Origin of the sequence: Halomonas sp. S3-1-1 (assembly GCF_023757625.1) — a bacterium.
Classification (GTDB): domain Bacteria; phylum Pseudomonadota; class Gammaproteobacteria; order Pseudomonadales; family Halomonadaceae; genus Vreelandella.
Genome location: NZ_JALGBZ010000004.1, coordinates 171,558 through 190,539, shown reverse-complemented (window position 1 = coordinate 190,539; position 18,982 = coordinate 171,558). Strand labels below are relative to the sequence as shown.

The 18,982-nt window shown below is 61.9% G+C and carries 15 protein-coding genes; 7 read left to right on the top strand and 8 right to left on the bottom strand.

The features are described 5' to 3' along the window. Positions 1 to 72 precede the first annotated feature (72 nt). From cmk to MQW23_RS13305, 7 genes are all read right to left on the bottom strand, one after another. Positions 73 to 762 carry a (d)CMP kinase gene (gene cmk, locus MQW23_RS13335; protein WP_252108693.1) on the bottom strand — a complete coding sequence of 230 codons (690 nt, stop codon included), beginning with the start codon at positions 760 to 762 and terminating at the stop codon, positions 73 to 75. Next, the gene (locus tag MQW23_RS13330; protein WP_252108692.1) at positions 759 to 3,026 is read right to left on the bottom strand and encodes a bifunctional prephenate dehydrogenase/3-phosphoshikimate 1-carboxyvinyltransferase; all 2,268 of its coding nucleotides are present in this window, start codon (positions 3,024 to 3,026) and stop codon (positions 759 to 761) included. The genes cmk and MQW23_RS13330 overlap by 4 nt, the downstream gene beginning before the upstream one ends. A 17-nt stretch (positions 3,027 to 3,043) precedes the next feature. Beyond that, entirely contained in the window at positions 3,044 to 4,135 is a 1,092-nt protein-coding gene (gene pheA, locus MQW23_RS13325) for a prephenate dehydratase (protein ID WP_252108691.1), read from the bottom strand. Positions 4,136 to 4,139: 4 nt separating this feature from the next. Continuing rightward, the gene (gene serC, locus MQW23_RS13320; RefSeq protein WP_252108690.1) at positions 4,140 to 5,243 is read right to left on the bottom strand and encodes a 3-phosphoserine/phosphohydroxythreonine transaminase; all 1,104 of its coding nucleotides are present in this window, start codon (positions 5,241 to 5,243) and stop codon (positions 4,140 to 4,142) included. After that, positions 5,227 to 7,971, bottom strand: coding sequence for a DNA gyrase subunit A (gene gyrA / locus MQW23_RS13315; protein ID WP_252108689.1), 2,745 nt, complete (start codon positions 7,969 to 7,971; stop codon positions 5,227 to 5,229). Before gyrA ends, serC begins: the two co-directional genes overlap by 17 nt. 292 nt (positions 7,972 to 8,263) lie before the next feature. Then, complete coding sequence (locus MQW23_RS13310; RefSeq protein ID WP_252108688.1) at positions 8,264 to 8,593, bottom strand: DUF3140 domain-containing protein; 330 nt, start codon at positions 8,591 to 8,593, stop codon at positions 8,264 to 8,266. A 143-nt stretch (positions 8,594 to 8,736) separates the two neighbouring features. Continuing rightward, positions 8,737 to 9,171, bottom strand: coding sequence for an acyl-CoA thioesterase (locus tag MQW23_RS13305; RefSeq protein WP_252108687.1), 435 nt, complete (start codon positions 9,169 to 9,171; stop codon positions 8,737 to 8,739). A 202-nt stretch (positions 9,172 to 9,373) separates the two neighbouring features. Here MQW23_RS13305 and MQW23_RS13300 point away from each other — a divergent pair, with 202 nt between their 5' ends. The 6 genes from MQW23_RS13300 (at position 9,374) to nth (ending at position 15,729) form a co-directional block, all read left to right on the top strand. Further along, the gene (locus MQW23_RS13300; protein ID WP_252108686.1) at positions 9,374 to 10,312 is read left to right on the top strand and encodes a recombination-associated protein RdgC; all 939 of its coding nucleotides are present in this window, start codon (positions 9,374 to 9,376) and stop codon (positions 10,310 to 10,312) included. 68 nt (positions 10,313 to 10,380) lie between these two features. After that, positions 10,381 to 11,559: a 1-acyl-sn-glycerol-3-phosphate acyltransferase gene (locus MQW23_RS13295; RefSeq protein WP_252108685.1), complete on the top strand. Its 1,179-nt coding sequence runs from the start codon at positions 10,381 to 10,383 to the stop codon at positions 11,557 to 11,559. A gap of 108 nt (positions 11,560 to 11,667) precedes the next feature. Further along, positions 11,668 to 11,949: a hypothetical protein gene (locus MQW23_RS13290; protein ID WP_252108684.1), complete on the top strand. Its 282-nt coding sequence runs from the start codon at positions 11,668 to 11,670 to the stop codon at positions 11,947 to 11,949. A 132-nt stretch (positions 11,950 to 12,081) separates the two neighbouring features. Then, entirely contained in the window at positions 12,082 to 14,118 is a 2,037-nt protein-coding gene (gene metG / locus MQW23_RS13285; protein ID WP_252108683.1) for a methionine--tRNA ligase, read from the top strand. A 1-nt stretch (position 14,119) separates the two neighbouring features. Then, complete coding sequence (locus MQW23_RS13280) at positions 14,120 to 15,097, top strand: RnfABCDGE type electron transport complex subunit B (protein WP_252108682.1); 978 nt, start codon at positions 14,120 to 14,122, stop codon at positions 15,095 to 15,097. Continuing rightward, positions 15,094 to 15,729, top strand: a complete 636-nt coding sequence (gene nth, locus MQW23_RS13275; RefSeq protein ID WP_252108681.1) for an endonuclease III — start codon at positions 15,094 to 15,096, stop codon at positions 15,727 to 15,729. The genes MQW23_RS13280 and nth overlap by 4 nt, the downstream gene beginning before the upstream one ends. A 10-nt stretch (positions 15,730 to 15,739) precedes the next feature. Here the strand turns inward: nth and MQW23_RS13270 are convergent, their stop codons facing one another. Beyond that, a complete protein-coding gene (locus tag MQW23_RS13270; protein WP_252108680.1) occupies positions 15,740 to 16,798 on the bottom strand; it encodes a tRNA-queuosine alpha-mannosyltransferase domain-containing protein in 1,059 nt (352 codons plus the stop codon). 278 nt (positions 16,799 to 17,076) lie between these two features. Here MQW23_RS13270 and MQW23_RS13265 point away from each other — a divergent pair, with 278 nt between their 5' ends. After that, positions 17,077 to 18,945 (top strand): 3'-5' exonuclease, encoded by a 1,869-nt coding sequence (locus MQW23_RS13265; protein ID WP_252108679.1) that lies wholly within the window; start codon positions 17,077 to 17,079, stop codon positions 18,943 to 18,945. Positions 18,946 to 18,982: the final 37 nt, after the last annotated feature.

Sequence of the window (18,982 nt, the reverse complement as noted above, 5' to 3'; positions counted from 1 at the left end):
TGATATGAACGATCATATGAATTGCCGCCCTGCCATGTCGTGACACCTTCCCAAAAACGCCGCAAGGGAGAATCAGCCTTTGCTTGCAAGCCCTTTTTGAGCCAGCAACTGCGTCAGACGATCAACCACTTCCGGTATACTCAGGCGCGTGGTGTCAAGCGTTACGGCATCAGATGCCGGCTTGAGCGGGGCCACGCTGCGCTGCGTGTCGCGTGCATCGCGTACCTGAATCTCCTTCAAAAGACTCGAAAGACTAGCATCCACGCCGGCGTCCTGCAACTGCTTGAAGCGCCTTCGCGCCCGCTCTTCGGCGCTGGCGGTCAGAAACACCTTGACCGGCGCATCGGGGAAAACGACCGTGCCCATATCGCGGCCGTCCGCGACGAGCCCCGGCGTCTGACAAAAATCGCGCTGGCGCTCCAAGAGCCCTTGGCGAACGCCAGGAAGCGATGCCACCTGGGAGGCGCGTTCGCCGGCCTGCTCGGTGCGAATAACCCGGGTGACATCCTCGCCTTCCAGCAGCGTACGCGGCGCACCCGCTTCGACCGGAAAAGCGACGTCCAGCGATAGCGCCAAACGCTCCAGGGCCGGCTCGTCGTCCAACGCTACGCCGTGCTTGAGCGCCGCCTGGGCGGTCAGCCGGTAGAGTGCGCCGCTGTCGAGCAGATGCCAGCCCAGCCGCTCGGCGATCAAGCCGCTGATGGTACCCTTACCGGCCCCACCCGGGCCGTCGATGGTGAGAACGGGAACATCGATACTCATTGGCGCACCTCCTCGGCGCTCATGCCGATACGCTCGAGAAGACTCAAAAAGCCCGGGAAAGAAGTCGCGACGTTGGCGCAGTCATCGATCGTGATTTCGCTGGAAGCGCGCAGCGCCGCTACGGCAAAGGCCATGGCGATGCGGTGATCGCCCAAGCTATCGACGCTTCCACCGGCGTAGTTGGGCGCCGTGGAGTCGCCCTGCTGAGCGCCCACGATGTCGATACCGTCATTGAGCATCGTGTGCTCGATTCCAAGAATCGCAAGGCCGTCGGCCATGGCCTGCAGGCGGTCCGACTCTTTGACACGAAGCTCTTCCGCGCCGCGCAGACGCGTCGTACCCTGGGCGTTGGCAGCAGCGATAAACAGCGCCGGAAATTCGTCGATGGCCAGCGGTACCTGCTCGACCGGTATATCGATACCCGACAGCGGCGCGTAGCGAATGCGGATATCCGCCACAGGCTCGCCGCCTACCTCGCGCTCGTTCTCGAAGGCAAGATTCGCGCCCATCAGCGTCAGAATATTGATCACGCCGATGCGCGTCGGGTTCATACCTACGTGCTCGAGTGTAATATCCGAGCCCGGGGTGATCGCCGCGGCCACTAAAAAGAAGGTGGCCGAGGAGATATCCGAGGGCACGTCGATGGGCCCGGCGGTCAGGCCGTGGCCGCCTTCCAGCCAGCAAGTGTCGCCTTCGCGGTGGACCGGATAGCCGAACCCGTTGAGCATCCTCTCGGTATGATCACGAGTCGGCGCGGGTTCACGCACCCGGGTCTCACCTTCGGCGTAAAGCCCGGCAAGCAACAGGCACGACTTCACCTGTGCGCTGGCCATCGGCATGTCGTAATGGATGCCCTTGAGCGCCGAACCGCCCTTGATGACGAGAGGCGGACGTCCGCCTTCGGCGGTCTCGACGGTGGCGCCCATGGCTCTTAACGGATCCGCCACGCGTCCCATCGGGCGCTTGGTCAGCGATTCGTCGCCGGTGAGTTCGCTGTCGAAATTCTGGCCGGCGAGCAAACCGGCGAACAGGCGCATAGCGGTACCTGAGTTACCGACATACAACGGCCCTGCCGGCGCCTTGAGCCCGTGCAGACCCACGCCGTGAATGATCACACGCCCCTGGTGCGGGCCCTCGATGGCCACGCCCATTTCGCGAAACGCCTGTAGGGTGGCCAGGCTGTCCTCACCTTCGAGAAACCCCTTGACCTCGGTCACGCCGTTGGCCAGCGCCCCCAGCATGATGGAGCGGTGCGACATCGACTTGTCGCCGGGCACCCGCAGGCGCCCCTGGGCCTGGCCGCCGGGTTTGACACGGTAGGTAACGCGCGCGTGAGAGTGCATATGGTATTCCGCCTGATAGCTTGTTTGACTGAGTAAGGTTCCAAAGTAGCGCCGCGCATGGCTGGCCCGGTCGAAGGTGGCGATCAGCGCATCACTGTCGCCGCGCTCGATGGACGTTCTGAGCGTTTTCAGGCCCGCTTCGAAGTCGTCGAGTGAAGCCAGCACCGCCTCGCGGTTGGCAATGAAGATGTCGCGCCACATGACCGGGTCGCTGCCGGCGATGCGCGTGAAGTCACGAAAGCCGCCGGCAGCGTAGCGAAAGATGTCAAGGCGCTGATCCTGGCGGGCCAGCGTATCGACCAGCGAGAACGCCAGCAGGTGCGGCAAATGGCTGGTGCGGGCCAGCACCTGATCATGGCGTTCAACGCTCATCTCCAGCACCTCGGAGCCGCAGGCCTGCCACAGCGCGTACACCCGACCAAGCGCCACCGGGTCGGCGTTGGGCTCCGGGGTCAAAATCACCTTGTGGTCAATGTAGAGCGCCGGGTTGGCGGCGGCCACGCCGCTTTTTTCCGAACCGGCGATCGGGTGGCCCAACACGACGTTAATAGGAAGTTCACCGAACACGCGCTCGACGCAGTCGCGGATCACACCCTTGGTACTGCCGACATCGGTCACGACAACATCAGCCGCCGCGCGAGCGAGCCCCGCCTTGAGGCTTTCCAGCACCGACTCCATTGCCAGCACCGGCACCGCCAGCACCACCAGCGACACGCCGTCAACCAGCGCTTCGAGCTGGCGGCCGCCGCCGTCGATCAGGCCCATTTCAATGCCGAGTGCGATCTCGCCTTCGTCCGAGTCACAGGCCAGAATCTCGCCGTCAAAGCCCCTGCTCTTGAGCGCAGCGGCGAGCGAGCCGCCCATCAGGCCAAGGCCGACGATCAAAATGCGCGGCTCACGGCACTCGGATGCAACGCTCATCGAAGTGAGCCGCTTTGTCACATCACACCCTGCGGGTAGGAGCCCAGTACGCGCAGCTCGAGCGCACCGCGGCTGACCTCTTCGAGTACCGACGCCACCTCAGGCTCGTCGATATGGCCCTTGAAGTCGATGAAGAACACATAGTTCCAGGCACCGGTGCGCGAGGGGCGCGTTTCGATCCGGGTAAGATCGATGCCGTGACGATGAAATGGTTCGAGCAGATCGTGCAGCGCGCCGGGCTGGTTGCGCATAGCCACCACTACCGAAGTTTTGTCTTCACCGCAGCTCGGCACACCTTCGCTGCCGATGATCAAAAAGCGTGTGGAGTTATCCGGTCGGTCCTCGATCTTCTCTGCAATATGGGTCAGCCCGTAAAGCTTGGCCGCCATGTCGCCGGCAATCGCCGCGCTGTGCCACTCGGTTTTGACCAGTTTTGCCGCCTCGGCGTTGGAAGCCACCGGCACGCGCTCGGCGTGAGGAAAGTGGGCGTCGAGCCATTTACGGCACTGGCCAAAAGACTGCGGGTGCGAGTAGATCCGCGTGACCTTGTCCTGGCGGGTGTTCTCGCTGATCAGCAGGTGGTGGTGAATACGCAGCACGACTTCGCCGCAGATCTTGATAGACGAATCGATGAAGGTATCCAGGGTGTGGTTGACCACGCCTTCGGTGGAATTTTCGACCGGAACGACCCCGTAGTTGACTGCGCCCGCCTCGACTTCGCGGAAGACCTCGTCGATGGCCGCCATCGGCAGGCTCATGGCGCTGTCGCCAAAATGCTTGAGCGCCGCCTGCTGGGTAAAGGTGCCTTCCGGTCCGAGATACGCCACCTTGATCGGCTTCTCCAGCGCCAGACACGCCGACATGATTTCTCGAAACAGCCGCGCCATCTCTTCGTCGTCAAGCGGGCCTTCGTTGAGCGACATGATCCGGCGCAGCACCTGAGCTTCGCGCTCGGGCCGGTAAAACACCGCGTTTTCGTCGTCGGCCAGCTTCACGCGGGCGACCTGCTGAGCGCAGCGGGCGCGCTCGCTGATAAGACGCACGATATCCTCATCGAGCTGGTCGATGCGCTGGCGAAGTTCACCCAAATTGATTGGCGTATCTGACATCGGGTTAGCCTTTTCGTTGTTCGAAATCGTGCATGAAGGCGATCAGCGCGTCCACCGCGGCCTCGGGCACGGCGTTATAAAGACTTGCGCGCATGCCGCCAACGCTGCGGTGACCCTTCAGGTTCAAAAGCCCCGCTGCCTCCGCCTCGCTCAAAAACGCCTTGTCCAGGGTGCTGTCGGCGAGTACGAACGGCACATTCATGCGCGAGCGGTTATGCCTGGCGATCGGGTTGGAGTAGAAGCCGCTTTCGTCGATGGCGCGGTAAAGCTTGTCGGCCTTGCGCTGATTCAGCGCATCCATGGCTTTCAAACCGCCCACGTCGTTTTTGAGCCAATCGAACACCAGCCCCGACAGGTACCAGGCGTAGGTCGGCGGCGTGTTGACCATCGACTCGGCCTCGGCCAGCGCCTGATAGTCGAACAGCGTCGGCGTCTTCGCTACGGCGTTTCCAAGCAGATCCTCGCGCACGATAACCAGCGTCAGCCCGGCCGGGCCGATGTTCTTCTGGGCGCCGGCGTAGATGATGCCAAAGTCGGCGACGTGGGTCGGCTCGGACAAAATGCTCGACGACATGTCGCACACGAGCGGCACGTCAACACCATCGGCGCGGGAACACGTTGGGGTATAGTCGAACTCGAGCCCGCCAATGGTTTCATTGGCGGTGTAGTGCAAATAAGCGGCGTCATCGCTCACTGAAAGGTTTGCGCGAGGCGGCACCTCGGTATGGCCGTTGGACTCGCTCTCGCCCGCCACGTGGCAGTCAAACCCCAGACGCTTGGCTTCGGCGAGCGCCTTCTTGCCCCAGATACCGGTCTGGATGAAGTTAGCGCTGCCACCTCGCCCGAGCAGATTCATGGGCAGCATGGCGAACTGCATGCTCGCCCCGCCCTGCAAGAACAGCACCCGGTAGTTATCGGGAATAGCCATCAGCTCGCGAAGATCCGCTTCCGCTTGCCTTGCAATCGCGATGAACTCATCGCTTCGATGGCTCATTTCCATTACCGATAGGCCGCGCCCCTGGTAGTCGAGCATCTCGCGCTGGGCGCGCTCCAATACGGCGGTGGGCAGGGCCGCCGGCCCCGCGCAAAAGTTATAGTGACGTGTCATCGGCGTTACCTTGCTCTTGTTCACTCTGGGCATCGCCGGCAGTGTCGACATTTTCAGCAGCGCTGGCGTCAGCCTCGAGCGCATCCGTCTCCATTTGCTCGGCCAGCACCTCGTCGGGCTCGTCGACGCGAACGGTTTTCACCAGTTTCTCTTCCTTGCCGAGGCGAATCAGCATCACGCCCTGGGTGTTACGCGACGTGGTAGAGACTTCCTCGACCCGCGTGCGCACCAGCGTGCCGCGGTCGGTGATCAACATCATTTCGTCGGCGTCATACACCTGCATGGCCGCCACCAGCGCGCCGTTACGCTCGCTGGTCTGCATCGCGATCACGCCTTGGCCGCCGCGGCCCCTGAGCGGGAACTCCTCGAGGCGTGTGCGCTTGCCGTAGCCTTTTTCGCTGGCGGTCAGAATGTAAATCTGGCCCTCTTCGATCGGTGTCTCGGAAGCCGCTTCTGGCGTGGCCGATTCGTCGTCGCCGTCGTTTTCCTGGTCGATCTGCTGGCTCTTGGGAATGATTAGACTGATCACTTCCGCGTCATCGAGCAGGCGCATGCCGCGAACGCCGCGGGCGGTGCGGCCCATGGCGCGTACGTTGCCCTCTTCAAAGCGGATCGCTTTACCGTTCGAAGAAAGCAGCATGGCGTGATCAGAACCCGAAGTAATCGCCGCGCCCACGAGGCGGTCGTCCTCTTCCAGGTCGATGGCGATCAGGCCCACCGAGCGTGGCCGCGAGAACTGCTCGAGGCTGGTACGCTTGACCGTGCCCTTGGCGGTGGCGAAGAAGATGTAGTGCTCCGGGTCGTAGTCGCGCACCGGCAAAATCGCGTTGATCGCCTCGCCTTCGTCCAGCGGCAGCATGTTGACCAAGGGCTTGCCCCGCGAGCCACGGCTGGCGTTAGGCATTTCGTACACCTTGAGCCAGTACACCTTGCCGCGATTGGAGAACAAGAGCACGGTGTCGTGAGTCGAGGCGACGAGCAGGTGCTCGATAACGTCCTCGTCCTTCATCGAGGTCGCGGACTTACCGCGACCACCCCGGCGCTGGGCCTGATAGTCGGAAAGCGGCTGGGTCTTGGCGTAGCCCGAGCGGGACACGGTGACGACCATGTCCTCTTCGGCGATCAGATCTTCCATGGAGAGATCGAGGTGGCTTGCCTGGATCTCGGTACGGCGGTCATCGCCGAACTGGTCGCGTACCGCGTGCAGCTCTTCGCGGATGACTTCCATCAAACGATCCGGCGAGGCGAGAATCTCGGTCAGCTCGGCAATGCGCTGAAGAATCGCCAGGTACTCGTCGAGAAGCTTCTCGGTTTCAAGCCCGGTCAGGCGGTGCAGGCGCAGCTCCAGAATCGCCTGAGCCTGAGCCGGCGAAAGCCGATACTCCGTCGCTAGCGTATTGAGGCCAAATCCTTCGTCGAGATCCTCGGGCTTACAGGAGGTCGCGCCGGCACGCTCGAGCATCGCCGTGACCTGGCCTGGCTGCCATACCTGTTCGAGCAGCTTCTCCTTCGCCTCGGCGGCGTTGGGGGAAGCCTTGATGAGTTCGATCACCTCATCGATATTGGAGATCGCAACGGTCAGGCCTTCAAGAATATGGCCGCGTTCGCGCGCCTTCTTGAGCTCGAAAAGCGTACGGCGGGTGACGACTTCTCGGCGGTGGCGAATGAACGCCTCGAGCATCTCCTTCAAATTCAGCGTGCGCGGCTGGCCGTTTTCCAGCGCCACCATGTTGATGCCGAAGACGTTCTGAAGCTGGGTCTGAGCAAAGAGGTTGTTGACTACCACCTCGCCGGATTCGCCGCGCTTGATCTCGATGACCACACGCAGGCCGTCCTTATCGGACTCATCGCGCAGCTCGGCGATGCCTTCAATACGCTTCTCTTTCACCAGCTCGGCGATTTTCTCGATCAACCGCGCCTTGTTCACCTGATAGGGAAGTTCGGTGATGATGATGTGATCGCGGCCGCTCTTGTCATCGTGTTCGATGGTGTGCAGCGCGCGCACATAGATGCGCCCACGTCCGGTGCGGTAGGCGTCGAGAATCCCCGCACGGCCGTTGATGATGCCCGCGGTAGGGAAATCCGGCCCCGGAATGTACTGCATCAGATCGTCGATGGTCAGCGTGTAGTCGTCGATCAGCGCCAGACAGCCGTCGATCACTTCGCGCATGTTGTGCGGCGGAATGTTGGTCGCCATGCCCACGGCGATACCCGAGGAGCCGTTAATCAGGAGATTTGGTACGCGTGTTGGCAGCACCTCGGGGATTCGCTCGGTGCCGTCGTAGTTATCGACCCAGTCGACGGTATCCTTTTCCAGATCCGCCAGAAGCTCGTGGGCTAGGCGCGCCATGCGCACCTCGGTGTAACGCATCGCGGCGGCATTGTCGCCGTCAATCGAGCCGAAGTTGCCCTGGCCGTCGACCAGCACGTGGCGCATGGAGAAGTGCTGCGCCATGCGAACGATGGTGTCGTAGACCGCGCTGTCGCCGTGAGGGTGGTATTTACCGATGACATCGCCGACGACACGCGCCGACTTCTTGTACGGTTTGTTCCAGTCGTTGTTGAGCTCGTGCATGGCGAAGAGCACACGGCGATGCACCGGCTTCAAACCGTCGCGAACATCGGGCAAGGCGCGGCCGATGATGACGCTCATCGCATAGTCGAGGTACGACTGTTTTAGCTCGTCTTCGATATTGACGGGCAAGATTTCTCTGGCGATGTCACCCATGAAAGTCAGATCCTTTGCACTGCATTGGCACTGCGAGAGTTGAAAGCGCTTGAATGCCCTTTGAGCGGCATATCAGAGGCGAACATAGACCCTGCTATCATACCACTGTGTGAGCATCATGGGCAGTCAGAGAGCACGCCAAAGCGTTGACCTAAAAGAACAGTAGGCCCCCAAGGGGTCGTGAAAAAAGCGCGTGAAGGGACACTCAGACGCGCCGAGCCTGAATCGAGCGCGTTAAAACCTGCCGACGGGCAGCGCTCGGCGCGGATAAACAAGAGAGCGCGTTCGTTAATTATTTCAGCGGGTCGTGGCCCCAGTTCATCAGCGAGTAGCGCCAGCGCGAGGTCTTCTTGTCCTCTTTCTGCGGTGGCTGCTTGAGATGGCGCGCCACGTACTGGTTCACCTTCTTCATATGGCTATAATCGCTGTCGGTCAGCTCATCCTTGTTCTTGCGCTTGATCTCGACGATACGCCGTCCGGATTTGTGCCCCGTCGATTCGCCGCCATCGCTATCGCCCACGGATTTGGACTCGTCGGTCTCCAGCCACTCTTCGAGCTCCTTGGGCGCCATGTTGACGGCCTCCCGAAACGCCTTATAGATCGCTTCCTTGTCATCGCTCATGTCAAATCCCTTTTCAATCGAGAGTAACTTCATGGAGCGCAGCCGCCGCCGGCTGCGCCCTGATGATGCCCCGGCACCTTGAAGCGCTTGGGTAGAAAGAGTCTAGACCCTGGAATCGCAAAAAATGAGAGCGTGCGTGCGATTTAAAGAGCGAACTCGGTTTTGGCGACTCGAATGCGCTTCATCGTCTCGAGGATCTCACCGTCGATCGCACTGGCTCGCCCGGCGTTCATATCCATCAGCACGAACGTCAGATCCGCTTGGGCCACCACCTTGCCATCGGCACGCAGAATGCGGTGGTGACAAAGCGCGCTGCGCTCGCCGACCTCGATCAGGCCGGTCAACACGGTGAGGTCATCGTTTTGCATCGCGGCGCGCTTGTAATCGATGTTCAAATTGACCACGACGAAAGCGCGTCCGGAGTCGTGCATTTCGCGTACGAGCCGCGCGTGCTGGTCGAAGTAGGACCAGCGCCCTTCCTCCATGAACTCGAGATAGCGCGCGTTATTGACGTGTCCGTAGCCGTCCAGGTGATAACCCCGAACGCGAAGGCCGACTCGATTGATCAAAGATGACATGCTGGCTCCTTATCGATGTAAAAAAACGCGAATTTCGCTTTTAGCAGGCGTCCATGAAGGCGAATAATTATCCGCCTAACGACCGCTTACGCAATCAAACACAAGTTTGAAACGTAGGCAATAAAACCCAGCAGGTGCGTGAGGCTGGCAGTCGCGTCGGCGTTTCGCCATAATGTGCCCCCTTTTGGACAGGATTGGTGATATGTGGTTTAAACACCTGCACTTGTATCGTCTGCACGGCGAGGTAGCACCAGACGCCGCGGCACTCGAGCGCGCCCTTGAACCTTTGGCGTCGAGGCCGCTGGGCGGCGCCGATGCCCGCAGGCTCGGGTGGACAGCGCCGGCAGGTCGTTTGGGAAGCGGTCAGCTTCTGCACGAAATTCAGGGTCACCGCCTGCTGTCGGTGTTGCGCCAGGAGCGCCTTCTGCCCGCCTCGGTGGTCAAGGAGGAGCTCGACGACAAGGTCGCCGACATCGAAGCCCAGGAGGCGCGCAAGGTTTCCCGTAAAGAGAAGACCGCGCTCAAAGAGCAGATCACCGAAGAGCTGATGCCACGCGCCTTCGTGCGAAGCCAAAAGGTGGATCTGTGGTGGGACACGAAAGCCAATCTCATCGGCATCAATACCAGCTCGCGCACCCGCTGCGAGGAGATTCTCGACCTGCTGCGCGAGAGCCTGGGCAGCCTGAAAGTCACCCCCGTGAGCTCCGAAACGCTGCCGATCCGCGCGATGACGACTTGGCTTGGCGACGCCGCCAGCCGCCCGGCGGACATGCAACTTGGTGACCAGGTCGAGCTCAAGGCCAAGGGCGACGACGGCGTACTGCGCGCCCGCCAGGTCGATCTCGACAGCGACGAAATCCAGCAGCTGCTGGAGAGCGGCCGCCAGGCGAGCAAACTTGCCCTCGGGCTCGAAGGCCGGCTAAACCTGGTGCTGCACGACGATCTGGCGCTGAAGTCACTGCGGTTTGGCGACGCGCTGATCGAAGAGGCCGATCACGCCGATGATGGCGACGACGCCCTGGCACGACTCGAAACCGATTTCATCCTGATGGCGCAGTCGCTCTCTCAGGACATTCCCAGGCTGCTCGAGTGGCTTGGAGGCGAGGCGAAAAAAGAGCCGGACGCCCCGCAAAGCGCTTGATGCGAGTTGAACGGCGCGCGCCGCTGTCCAACGCTTCTCGATTTGGCTCACTCTAATAAACGGATCGCATGACTGACCAACACCACGCCCCCAACGCCTCGGCCGATGATCCCTGGGCCGACATTCGCCCTTACATGGATCATGAGGTGCATGACGTGCTGTCGCGGCTCTCTCGCGACAGCGAGCTTTTGGACGCGTTGACCCGGTTCAAGCTGCCCCGATTGGCCAAGTGGGCCCCCGGGGTTGCACGCCTGCTCGCCGGACGCGCCGTGCGCCGCGAAGTCGATAACGTCGCCTCGGTGTATGATTTCCAAATGCGTATCGCAAGCTACATGGAGCGCATGATACGCACCACCACCGATGCCTTCGAGGTCGCCGGGCTCGAGAAGCTCGACGGCGACAGCGCTTATCTGTTCATCGGCAATCACCGCGACATCTCGCTCGACCCGGCCTTCGTCAACTACGCGCTCTACCAGGCCGGGCGCGACACGGTGCGTATCGCCATCGGTGACAACCTTTTGAAAAAGCCCTACGTCACCGATCTCATGCGGCTCAACAAGAGCTTCATCGTACCCCGAAGCGCCCGCGGCAAGCGCGCGATGCTGGCCGCCTATCAGCAGCTTTCCGGCTACATTCGCCACTCGATCACAGCGGACAACCACTCGATCTGGATGGCCCAGCGAGAAGGACGGGCCAAGAACGGGATTGATCGCACCGACCCGGCGATCGTCAAGATGCTGACCATGGCGCGTCGCGGCGACGCCGGCGAGTTCGTTTTTGGCGAGGCGATCGCCGAGCTCAAGCTGGTGCCGGTATCGATCAGTTACGAGTACGACCCGTGCGATGTGCAAAAGGCCCAGGAGCTTTTCGACATCGCCAATAAGGGCAGCTACGCGAAAACCGAGTTCGAGGACATTCGCTCGATCGTTGCCGGCATCACCGGCACCAAGGGGCGCGTGCAGCTGCGCTTTGGTCAGCCAATCGGCGCGGACATGGCGACCCCGGACGAAGTCGCCGCCGAGATCGACCGCCAGGTGATCGGCGGCTACCGCCTGTTCCCGAGCCACTATTTGGCGCTCGAGGCGCTAGGCGAAGCGCCGGAGCTGATCGCCCGCAGCGCTATCAGCCGCGATGACCGCGCGCGGTTCAACGAGCGTTTGGCCTCGGTGTCTGATGAGCTAAAACCCTACTGGCTGGCCCAGTACGCCAACCCGGTCAAGCACAAGGCCGGGCGGCTGCGGTTATAGCCGCAACGCTTGCGAGCGCCTCATGCCGCGCGTGGCAAAAAGTGCTATGGTCAAGGCATCTTCGAAACGGTCAACGCCTTGTGATGACAAGGCGACAAGGAGCGCATCATGTCCGCATCCGAAATTCAGAAATCCCGCGTGATCAACGAGCTGCGTGGCTTTATCCGCAAGCTGTTACAGGACCCGGAAATTCTCACGCAGTCGCTGAACGTGGCTCGCCAGGAACTGGCCGAAGGCTCGAGCCCAGCGGTCATGGCGCGTATCGCCAACGAGATCTCCGGCACCACCAGCGTGCACATTCCCGAAGACCCCGCCGAGCACTCGGAGGCGGACAAGCTCTTTCTCGAGCTTTTAAAGGAAGTGGTGCAAGAGGAGCAGGCGCTCTACTGAGCCCTCGCTGACCGGTGCGGCCCTGGCGTCGCAACCCGCGGCAAAATGAACGCCCCGTATCGGCGAAGTATCGGCCAAGCGCCCTCTTCGCCGTCTTTATTTGTTACAGGCTAATTGGAACGTCCACGAACCATGTCAAACACTGCCCCGCGCAACATTCTGGTGACCAGCGCTCTGCCCTACGCCAACGGTGATATTCACCTTGGCCACCTGCTCGAGTACATTCAAACCGACATTTGGGTACGCTTTCAAAAGAGCCGGGGCCAGCGCTGCTTCTACGTGTGCGCCGACGACGCTCATGGCACCGCCATCATGCTGCGCGCCGAGCAGGAAGGCATTACGCCCGAGGCTTTGATCGAGCGGGTGTCGAACGCCCACCAGGCGGACTTCGCCAAATTCGGCGTGGGTTTCGATAACTACCACTCCACCCACTCGGAAGAGAACCGCTACTTCAGCGGGCAGATCTACACGCGCCTGCGCGACAAGGGCCATATCGCCACCCGCGATATCGAGCAGATGTTCGACCCGGTCAAGGGCCTCTTTCTTGCAGACCGCTTCATCAAGGGCACCTGCCCAAAGTGTAAGGCCGACGACCAGTACGGCGATAACTGCGAAAAGTGCGGCGCGACCTACACCCCGGCGGAGCTGATCGACCCGGTCTCGGCGATCTCGGGTGCGACACCGGAAGTGAAAAGTTCCACCCACTACTTCTTCAAGCTGCCCGAGTTCAGCGCGTTTTTGCAGCAGTGGATTAACGATGGCCACGTGCAGCCGCAGATTCGCAACAAGCTGATGGAGTGGTTCGAATCCGGCTTCAACGAGTGGGATATCTCGCGTGACGCGCCCTACTTCGGCTTCGAGATTCCCGATGCGCCGGGCAAGTATTTCTACGTTTGGCTCGACGCGCCGATCGGCTACCTGGCCAGCTTCAAGAACCTCTGCGAGCGCGAAGGCATCGATTTTGATAGCTTTTGGGAAAAGGACTCCGAGGCCGAGGTGTACCACTTCATCGGCAAGGACATCGTCTACTTCCACGCCCTGTTCTGGCCGGCGATGCTCCATGGCGCGGATATGCGCACGCCCACCGCGGTGAACTGCCACGGCTTTTTGACCGTCGACGGCGCCAAGATGTCTAAATCGCGGGGCACCTTCATCAAGGCCGCCACTTACGCCGAGCACCTGAACCCGGAGTATCTACGCTACTACTTCGCCGCCAAGCTCAGCGCCGGCGTCGACGATCTGGATTTGAACCTTGATGACTTCAGCGCCCGTGTCAATTCTGACCTGGTCGGCAAGGTGGTCAATATCGCCAGCCGCTGCGCGGGCTTCGTCAAAAAGCTCGGCGGCGGCACGCTTTCCGCGGACTGCGCCGAGCAGGCGTTGGTCGAGCGCTTCATCGATGCCGGTGACGACATCGCCCGGGATTTCGAAGCCCGCGAGTTCGGCCGCGCCATGCGCAAAATCATGGAGCTCGCCGACGAGGCCAACACCTACATCGCCGACAAGGCCCCCTGGGCGCTGGCCAAGGAGGAAGGGCGCGAGCAGGAAGTGCTGGATATCTGCTCCGTGGGCATCAATTTGTTCCGCCAGCTAATGGTGTACCTGGCGCCGGTCGTGCCCGCCATGGCCATTGAGGCGCAGCGCTTTCTCAAGCTCGAGCGCCTTGACTGGCAGAGCCGCACGACCGTGCTGACCGATCATGCCATCGAGAAATTCAAGCCGCTGATGACGCGCATCGAGCGCGACAAAATCGACGCCATGATCGAGGCATCGAAGGAGGACCTGGTGGAAGAGCAAAAACTCAAGCAAGCGCCCAAGGGGCCGCTGGCGGACGAGCCGATTGCCGACGAGATCGGCTTCGACGACTTCGCCAAGGTCGATTTGCGCATCGCGCGCATCGCCAAGGCGCAGTACGTCGAAGGCGCCGACAAGCTGTTGCAGCTCACGCTCGATTTGGGTGGCGAAACCCGCAATGTCTTCTCCGGCATTCGCAGCGCCTACTCGCCGGAGGCGCTCGAAGGGCGTTTGACGGTGATGGTGGCGAACCTGGCCCCACGCAAGATGCGCTTTGGCATGTCCGAGGGCATGGTGCTGGCGGCGGGCGACGACGAAGGCATCTACCTGATGTCGCCGGATAGCGGCGCCAAACCGGGCCAGCGGGTGATGTAAGGTGCTCGCCACGCAGTTAATTGATGCCATCGATGCCGAGCTTCCGCAAACCCAGTGCACCAAGTGCGGCCATAACGGCTGTCGCCCCTACGCCGAGGCGATCGCCCAGGGTGAAGCCATCAACCGCTGCCCGCCCGGTGGCGAGGAAACGCTCGAGCGGCTGGCCAAACTGACCGGCCGCCCGGTCATTGCGCTTGCCGAGCCGCCCCAGCCGCCGCTGCTGGCGGTGATTCGCGAAGCCGAGTGTATCGGCTGCACCAAGTGCATTCAGGCCTGCCCGGTGGATGCCATCCTCGGCGCGGCCAAACAGATGCATACGGTGATCGAAAGCGAATGCACCGGCTGCGAGCTGTGCGTGGCGCCCTGCCCGGTCGACTGCATCGATCTGGTGTCCCACCCGCAGTGGCAGGCGGCGTCCACGCCAGGCGAGCAGGCCGATTATCTGGAGCAGCGCGCCATCAAGGGGCGCTCGCGCTTTATCGCGCGCAACCAGCGCCTGGCGTTCGAGGCCGAGGCCAAAGCGCAGCGCCGCGCCAAACGCCACGCCGCCAGTCAGCCCGCCGTGGCCGCCCCGCAAGCGCCCGAGATTTCGCCAAGCGCCCTGCGCGCCAGCCGCGCCCGCCAAGCGGCGGCGCTCAAGCGCCTCGAGCGCAAGCTGGCCGCCGCGCAGGATGACACCCAGCGCCAGGCACTCGCCGATCAGCTAGCGGGGCAGCGTCAGGCGCTTGTTAAAATCGATGCTGCGCTTGCAACTGATGGACCCGCAGCGACGACTGAACCCAACGCCACGCGCCGCCACCAAAAGCGGCTGGCGCTCAAGGCCGCCGAGCAGTCGCTTCGCCACGTTCGCCAGCAGCTCGCTCACGCCAAGCGCCAGCAGGACGGCGCCGCGGTGCGCCAAGTAGAAGAGCATCTCGACAAGGCCCAGAAGGTAGTCGATTCGGCTCGCGCGGCCCTCGACTCGGAAACGATGCCATGAATGCTCAAAAACGCTTCGACATCTTCTCGCGGCTTCAAGCGGAAAACCCGCACCCGACCACCGAGCTCAACTGGAGCACGCCATTCGAGCTTCTGACCGCCGTGCTCTTGTCGGCTCAGGCGACGGACGTCGGCGTCAACAAGGCGATGGCCAAGCTCTTTCCCGTTGCCAACACGCCGGAGGCGATCCTCGCGCTCGGCCTCGAAGACCTGAAAGAGCACATCAAGACCATCGGCCTTTACAACACCAAGGCGCAGAACCTGATGAAAACCTGCCAAATGCTCGTCGAGCGCCACCAGGGCGAGGTGCCCAAAAGCCGCGAGGCGCTGGAAGCGCTGCCCGGCGTCGGGCGCAAGACCGCCAACGTGATCCTCAACACCGCCTTCGGTGAGCCGACCATCGCCGTGGATACGCACATCTTTCGCGTCTCCAACCGCACCGGCATTGCCAAGGGTAAAAACGTGCTGGAAGTAGAGCAAAAGCTTGAGCGCCACGTGCCCCGCGCGTTCAAGCAGGATGCTCACCACTGGCTGATTCTTCACGGCCGCTATACCTGTATCGCCCGCAAGCCACGCTGCGGCAGCTGCCTCATCGAGGATCTGTGCGAGTACAAGGAAAAAACCGAGCTTTGACCGAGCCCGGTCATTCGCCGCTCATCAGCCCGCGATAGCGCGCCTGCCACTGCGGCCACTCGAACGCCTGCAGGTCTAGCGCCGGCGGCCGGCTTTGCGGAACCTCTAGCCACTCCTTCAGGCGCTCAAAAAGCCCTTGCTGCGTCCCGTTGTAGCGATACGCAGCCGGGTAGAGCTCGGGAAAACAGAGCCGATTGGGGACCAGCGGACGAGCGCCACGCTGAGCGGCCTCCAGGATGGCAAGCCCCTGAAACTCGTGCCAGGCGGTCGACACCACGATGCCACCTTCGTCCAAAAGCGCTTGGTACTCCCGGTATTCGAGCGGCTCCCAGCAGTGAATATGCGCGCCAAGACGCTCCTTGGCCTCATCGAAAACCGCCGGCGCGTCGCGAAAACGCTGCCCTACCACGGCAAGCTCGAACGAAACGCCCTCTTCGCTTAGTCGGTAAAGCACCTCGAAAAAGTCCTGCGGGTTCTTGTCGTACTCCCAGCGGTGGTTCCAGATGATGCGATTGACGGGCGAACCTGAAGCGCCCTTTCCAGCAAGTGCCTCGAGCGGTACCGGGAGAACGTGTGCGCGACGCCTAAGCGCCTCCAGAGGCTCGGCCACGGGCAGCTTATCCGGCATCTTTTTTAGAAACGCCTTGATGCCGTCAATGAACGAATCACGGTTGAACGCGGTGTTGAATGCGACCTCGTCGGCGGCTAACGCCGCGTAGAGATTGACCATCATCGCCTCGACCGGCGGGCGCTGCGCGCTCGAGCTTGGGTAGGCGAACTGGTTTTCGTGAAAGTAAACGATCTTGCGCGCCTGACCCAAGTGCGGAAAGAGCCCGATGAGCGTGGCCAGATCCACCATCGAGGTGGCCAGTACGACATCAAACGATTGGCTCAAGGTTGCATGTTCCTTGAGCCACCAGCCCAGCGGGTTACCGCGAATACGCCAGGCGAAGTGGCGCGGCGCAAGGCTTAACCGCACCCACTCAATGTCGTCCAGCCGCGCCGTCAGCTGATCCGCCCAGTAGCGGTGGCTAACCGCCTCGTACGCCGAGAGTAGCAGTACCCGCATTCAACCTCCTTGCGCCAAACGTTTGCCAGACCCGCGCCGACCCCACGGTTATTATGGCGAGCAGCCGCATTGTACAGGGTTGCGACCTGGCTGGGCGGCCTTGCACCAAGGTCCTCTAGGCACGGTGCCCGCCACTCTCTAGACTTTCCCGGTCAACGTAAAAAACGTTCAATAATAAGGCTCGATCAAGCGTTTAACTTTTCCGTGTCGCCAGCCACCTACCTGCTACCACCAGAATCTTCGCCATGCCCTCAAAGCTTTTGCCAACACCACGAGGAATGCCCGCCCATCAGCGACTGGTAGGGCTATGGCTTGCGCTGGGCGGACTCAGTTTGCTGGGGGGTGTACTTTTTGCGGTATGGCTCGAAAGCCGGCTAATACTGGATAGCTGGGAGCGCGGGCTATTATGGACCGGCGCCCTGTCCGGCGGAGTGACGTTGCTGACAATGGGGGTTCTGCTGCAGCGCTATCTGCTGCGCCCGCTTCGCATGCTTCACGAAGAGTTTGCCAAACTGCTGGCGGCGCCGGACGCGCCAGTTTCCCCCCCCGGTGGCTGGCTCGAGAGTTTGGCGCCGGACATCCGCCAGATCGCTGCAGGCTGGCGCGAAGATCGCGCGCGGCTCGAAGGCGCCCGCGAGGAGGGCCAGCAGGCGGCTCAGTACACGCGCCGGGCGCTGGAAACGCTTCTGCAGCACTTGGCCACGCCGCTAATGCTGTTCGATCGCCACCGCAGGCTTTTGCTGTTCAACCACGCCGCCGAAGCATTTTTCGACTCGCCCTGTCGGCTAGGGCTTGGTAAACGGCTGGAAACATTGCTGGCGGCACCTTCACTGGTGACGCGCTTCGATTCGCTTTCTGACAGTGCGGTCGACACTACCTTCGCTCGCGAGGCACTGGTGGGGCTTGACGAGCGCATCCTGTCGCTCAGCCTTTCGCGCCTGCCCGGCGACTCTGGCGAGATCCTCATCACGCTCAGGGACGTGACCCATTTCTGGGAGCGCACCGTGGGCGAGCAAGACCACCTGCCTTCTCCAAGCGCAGGCGAGAGGCTGAGCTCGATCTGGTCGAACGCCTTCTGGCAAGCGCTGGACGAGCAGCTCGACCCGAGCCAAGCGCTCATCACGCCGATCGGCGTACCTGGCTGGTTCAAGGGCCACGCGGCTTCGCTGGTGGCGCTGTTTGAGATATTGATCATCCAGCTTCATGGCCGGCTGGCCCAGCGCCGCTTCGAAGGCGCGCTGGTCACTAATGAGGACGGTGTGTGGCTCGCCTTCATCTGGCGCGGCGAGCCAATCGATGCCGCAACGCTTTCGCACTGGCACCAACTCAAGGTAGAGTCGCTTCCACTGGTGCCTCGCGTCGAGCAGATTCTTGCGCTGCATGAAAGCAGCCTCTGGAGCGAGCCGGAGCCCGGCGGCGAGTACGCAAGGCTTTGCGTATCGCTGCCCCACTCGCGGCGCCAAGGCGCGCCGGTGCCCGCCAGCGCCCCACGCCCCGAGTTCCACGACTTCGAGATCGCGCGACTTGCCCCGCCCGAGGAGCCGCTGGCCGAGCGCTCATTGGAGGCGCTCGAACTGGTCGCCTTCGATACCGAAACCACGGGGCTCGATCTGCGCGGTGGCGATACGCTGCTGAGTGTGGGAGCGTGTCGAATCGTCAACCGGCGGCTGCTGGCCAGCGACGTGTTCGACAGCCTGATCACCCCGGGCCGCAGAATACCACCGGCCAGCACGGCCATTCACGGCATTGGTGACGCGGATGTACAGGATGCGCCCGCTCTAGCTACCGTCCTCGAGCGTTTTCGCCGCTATCGCGGCGATGCGGTGCTGCTGGCCCATAACGCCTCGTTCGATCTGCTCGCGCTGAGCCAAGCAGGCGAGCGAGTGAACAACCCGGTCCTGGATACACTGCTGATTTCCAAAGCGCTGGACGGCGCGCTTTTGAATCATGACCTGGATACGCTGATACAGCGCTACGCAATCACGGATACCTCGATCAAGCGGCATACCGCTTTGGGTGATGCCCAATTGACGGCGAGAGTTTGGCTTGCGCTTCTGCCGCGTTTAAAAGCTCGACACGTTAAGACGTTAAAGGCACTTCTTGCACTTCAAACGAGCGCTCTGGACGATAGAGACGGAAGTAAGTGACGCCACTTTCTACCAAAACTTAAAACGACCATTCGAC